Raw genomic sequence first — 4,398 nt, forward strand, 5'->3', positions numbered from 1 at the left:
CGGTGACAGCAGGCGCTATGCCGCTGTCACCGCCCGCCTCGGCGTGTGGGCGGGGCCGGCGCGAAGGATTGCGAACTTCCGGCATTCCAGCACTGGCGGAGGGGGATCCAGCTCATGTCATGGGTCGAATGGAAACAGCTGAAGGCCGATGCGGCCGACAGGGGCGGCACACGGATGCGGCTCGTCAAAGCCTGGCCCCCGGGGGCAGCAGGGAGCGTACGCCCGAGTCGCCCCGAGAGCCGGGCGGCGTGCCCGACCGACGTGCTCTCCCCGGCGTGACGCGGCATCGCTATACAGTGACCGCTTCTATCAGACCAACGATCCGCGAGGGCCCATGTCTCACACCACCACGCTGTCCGGCGTCACCAAGCGCGCCCGTCTCGGCCGCCGCACTGCCGCCGCGCTGCTCGGCGCCGCCGCCCTGACCGGGCTGACCACGGTCACCGCGCCGTCCGCCGGTGCCGCCATCAACTGGGACCACACGTACTCCGGCACAGGCGTCAAGGTCTACGTGGAGGAGCACGGGGACATCATCACCGTGTGCGACACGTCCGCGAACGGCCACTCGGCCTGGGTGGCGGTCATGGACATCACCGACAACATCGATCACTACAAGCTCAAGGCGAGCGGCGGCAAAGGCACCTGCGCCACACACAAGGCCAGTCAAGGCGGCAGGTACAACCTGGGGGAGTACTCCCGGATCGCCCTCAACTTCGAGGGTGGGGCCAACAACGGCTCCTACTACGTGAGTTACGTCAACGACCACTGACATCCGTGACGGCCCGTGCTCGCCGAGCACGGGCCGCTCCCGCACCGCACACCGACCGTCGGTCCCTCCCGATCACGACCGCCGACACGCCTTCCGGTGATGCCGAAGGTCGCCATGGAGGCCAGGCGGCCGGCTGCGAGGACGAGGCCGGATTCGCCCATGGCTCGGCAGGGGTCAGGGCCGGCGTGGACACCAGGCCCCCGGCAGCCCCGCTGCCGAGGCGTGCTCAGCCCTTACGGGGCCCGGCGTGGGCGGAACCTGGTACTCCACACTCGAATCGATGAATCCCGAACTGACAAGAGTCGCTTTCGGGCCAACTGTGCATCGAGGTACATCAACTTCAGACGATGCGTGATCAACCACTTTCGCACGTCTCCCGTGCGCCGGAGACGTAGCCAACTGCCCGACCCGAGGCCGGAAAGGATAGGCGCCCACAAGCCAAGCAGGCTTGAAACGGCCGTACCCGTTCCTCGTGCACCTTGCTAACTTCCGGGTCTCAGAGGCATTGAAAAGCACATGCGAAAGGGCGGTACATGACCTCCCCAGCTCCAGCGCCGAAGATCCCTCAGCTGTGGGTTCCGCTCCCCTCCGGGATCCACCCGAGTTGGCGTGAGATCGACGAACGCTCGGCCGCCTGGCTCGATCGGTTCGGCCTCTACTCCGACCGAGCGCAACGCGAACGGCTGACACGCATCTCCGTCGGTGAGATAACCAGCCGCGGCGCCCCCTCCGGACGCCTCGCGGCCTTGCAGTGGACCTCGGACTTCCTGATGTGGCTCTTCGCCTTCGACGACGAATTCTGCGACGAGGGGCCGGTCGCAGCATCCCCGGACGCCACCCTGCTCGTCATCACCAAACTCCAACGTGTCGTCGAAGTCCCCTGGGCGGCTCCCACCGACGACAGCTACAGCGCCGCGTTACGCGAGTTGCGCCTGCGGCTCGACGGCTTGACCACGCCCGTGCAGACCGCCCGCTGGGCCGCCAGCTTCCGCGCGTACCTCCAGGGCCAGATCTGGATGGCCGCCAACAGCGCACAAGGGCGGGTCCCCAGCCTCTCCGACCATCTGGCGGTCCGGCTCGACTCCTCCGGGGTCAAGATCTTCTCGACGCTCAGCGAGATCATCCATGGATACGACCTCCCCGCTGCCGATTACGAGCGGCACGATGTCCGAGCGTTCGTCGAAGTCTTCGCCGCGATCATCGGCTGGTCCAACGACCTCGTTTCGTACCACAAGGAGCGCCAGCGCAGCCAGGAGGGTTACGGCAACATCGTCGACCTGATCGCGTACGAGCGGAAGTGTTCCCTCGAAGAAGCGGTCAGCGAGACCGCCATGATGCACACACGCGCCATGGCCCTCTATCTCCGCCTTCGCGATCAGATCCTGCGCGACGCCAGTCCTGAACTGGGCCGATGGATCGCGGACTGCGACTCCTGGATCCGCGCCGACTACGACTGGTCCCTCACCACCAATCGCTACGTCAATCCGGAGAACCCCGCCGACCTTCCCGCCGGCAGCGCCACCTCCCCCTTCCACGAACGGGAAGCGGACCAACCGCTGCCGATCGCCAGCATCGCCTGGTGGTGGACCCTGCTGAAGGGCTGATACGCGAGGGAGGGCAGCTCGCAGGGCGGCTGACGGGCGTGCCGCGGCTCTCCGGTCAGCTGAACGCAGCCGCATGGTCGATGGCCCACCGTGCGAAGGTGCCGGCCGGTCGACCGGTGAGGCGTGTCAGGTGATCAGTGACGCGCTTCGACTCCGGTCGGCCCACCGATGCAGCGATCAGTGCTTCCACCAGTCGCTCGGGACGACCGTCCGCGAGCATGCGTGATCGCGCGAGGTCGGCGGGTACCGCTTCGAAGCGCAGACGGCGGCTGAGCGCGGCGCCGAGGCAGGCAACCTGGTCGGCGCGGCTGAGCGGTTCGGGCCCCGTCAACACGTAGGGGGCGTGGGCCAGTTCGTCGAGGCTCCCGCACAGTACGGCGACAGCCGCGTCCGCGACATCGCGCTCGTCGACGACCGCTGTGCGGGCGATGTCCGGCCCCGCCACCACGCCTCCTGCCTTCAACTGACCCGCCCACCCAAGGGCGTTGGAGGCCAGCGTGTCGCTACGCAGCACTACGGGTCGCAGACCGGCACTGTGGAGCAGTTCTTCCATGTCCGCGTGCACCTGGACGATGGGGTCGCTCTGGCGAGCAGCCTCGTCGTCGATGGCTGACGAGGACAGGTAGATGACGCGCGGTGCCGTGGCGGTGAGTTCCTCGATCAGGCTGCGGGCCGGGGCGGAATCGAGCAGTGGCCAGATGAGGAAGACGGTGTCGATGCCGACGAGTGCCTTGCGCATCGTGGTGTGGTCGGTGATGTCGCCGACCACCGAGTCGACTCCGGGGAGTGGACCGGTCTGATGGCGGACGAGGCGTCGGACGCGTGGACCGCGTGCATGGAGGCGCTCGACCACCTCACGGCCGAGGTTCCCCGTCGCGCCGGTGACCAGGATCGATGAACCGTGAGGGGCGCCCGAGGGGCGATCGGTATCAGGCATGATCGAGACGGTAGGGGTTCAGGTCGACATGAAGGCAAGGCGCGCGTGGTGAAGACGATCGGGGAAGCCGCCGTAGAACTCGGGATCGAGGCTCACGTGCTGCGGCACTGGGAGCAGGTCGGTGCACTCACCGTGCGCCGCGACGGCAACGGTTACCGCGTCTACGACGACACCACGCTGGAACAGGCCCGTACCGTGCTGAAGCTGCGGCGCGTCGGGCTCTCGTTGCCCGAGGTCACAGCCGCCATGGCGCCGAAGAAGTCCACAGCGCAGGCCGTCGTGAGGCGAAAGATCGCTGCCCTGGAGAGCGAGGTCGTCCACAGGCAGCAGGCCATAACCTTCCTGCAGCACACCGTCGACTGTCGGCATCGCTATCTCGACGACTGCCCGGACTGCGCCCACTTCGTCCGGGAAGCCTGAGCCGCTCATACCGTGAGGCTCGAGCGCCGTCGGAGATGTGCGGGTCACGGAGCGGCTGTCCTACCGCCGCCCGAGCAAGCGACCCTGCTCCTGCTTCAAGCCCGTGAACCCGCGCCGCGCGTAGGCAGCTATCTCCTCGCTGGGGAACGGCACCACTGACAGGTGCTGGTCATAACTCCCCTGCTCCCACCGGGCGGCCGTGATCTCGTAGCCGGACACATGTGCGCACAGCTGAAGCAGAATCGGTGGCATCTCTGATTCGCTGGAGGTCGGCGTGCTTGATGACGAGGTCGCGCATCGCCTGGATGTTCGGGAGGAAGACGGTCCTGACCCACAACCGCCACTCGGCGAGCTCCTCCTCGGAAGGCGGTATCTCATGCACGAAGGGCGACCTGTCGTCAGGACGGGCGTTGCGCTCCATGAACGCGGCGAAGATTCGGCTATTGGCTTCCGTGAGGGCGAACAGCGGTCCGTAGAAATCGCCTAGTACTCCAGTGTGGTTTCGTGATCACGTGCGGGTCGACTGCGCCCGGGCCTGCCCGAAGGTCGTTGCGTCGACCCGCAGTTGCAGGCGGGCTCTGTGGGCAGACATATTGATGGTCGGGCCAGGAACCGAACTGCTGCAGCACACGTCTCCCGCACCATGATCTCAAGCGAGCACCAAGAGC

General features: G+C 66.9%; 4 protein-coding genes and 1 pseudogene. 3 read left to right on the forward strand and 2 right to left on the reverse strand.

The features are described 5' to 3' along the window. The first annotated feature begins 334 nt into the window (after nt 1–334). Nucleotides 335–769, forward strand: a complete 435-nt coding sequence (locus tag ACFWFI_RS41310; protein WP_387400889.1) for a hypothetical protein — start codon at nt 335–337, stop codon at nt 767–769. A gap of 533 nt (nt 770–1,302) precedes the next feature. Then, nucleotides 1,303–2,373 carry a (+)-(1(10)E,4E,6S,7R)-germacradien-6-ol synthase gene (locus tag ACFWFI_RS41315; protein ID WP_387400891.1) on the forward strand — a complete coding sequence of 357 codons (1,071 nt, stop codon included), beginning with the start codon at nt 1,303–1,305 and terminating at the stop codon, nt 2,371–2,373. Between the two features lie 55 nt (nt 2,374–2,428). Here the strand turns inward: ACFWFI_RS41315 and ACFWFI_RS41320 are convergent, their stop codons facing one another. Then, complete coding sequence (locus ACFWFI_RS41320; RefSeq protein WP_387400893.1) at nt 2,429–3,310, reverse strand: NAD(P)H-binding protein; 882 nt, start codon at nt 3,308–3,310, stop codon at nt 2,429–2,431. Nucleotides 3,311–3,355: 45 nt separating this feature from the next. Between ACFWFI_RS41320 and ACFWFI_RS41325 the strand changes: the two genes are divergently transcribed. Then, a complete protein-coding gene (locus ACFWFI_RS41325; protein WP_387400895.1) occupies nt 3,356–3,730 on the forward strand; it encodes a MerR family transcriptional regulator in 375 nt (124 codons plus the stop codon). A 60-nt stretch (nt 3,731–3,790) separates the two neighbouring features. Here ACFWFI_RS41325 and ACFWFI_RS41330 read toward each other — a convergent pair. Further along, nucleotides 3,791–4,217, reverse strand: a pseudogene (locus ACFWFI_RS41330) (hypothetical protein); the annotation flags it as partial. Nucleotides 4,218–4,398: the final 181 nt, after the last annotated feature.

Source organism: Streptomyces sp. NPDC060209, from assembly GCF_042728155.1.
GTDB lineage: Bacteria > Actinomycetota > Actinomycetes > Streptomycetales > Streptomycetaceae > Streptomyces.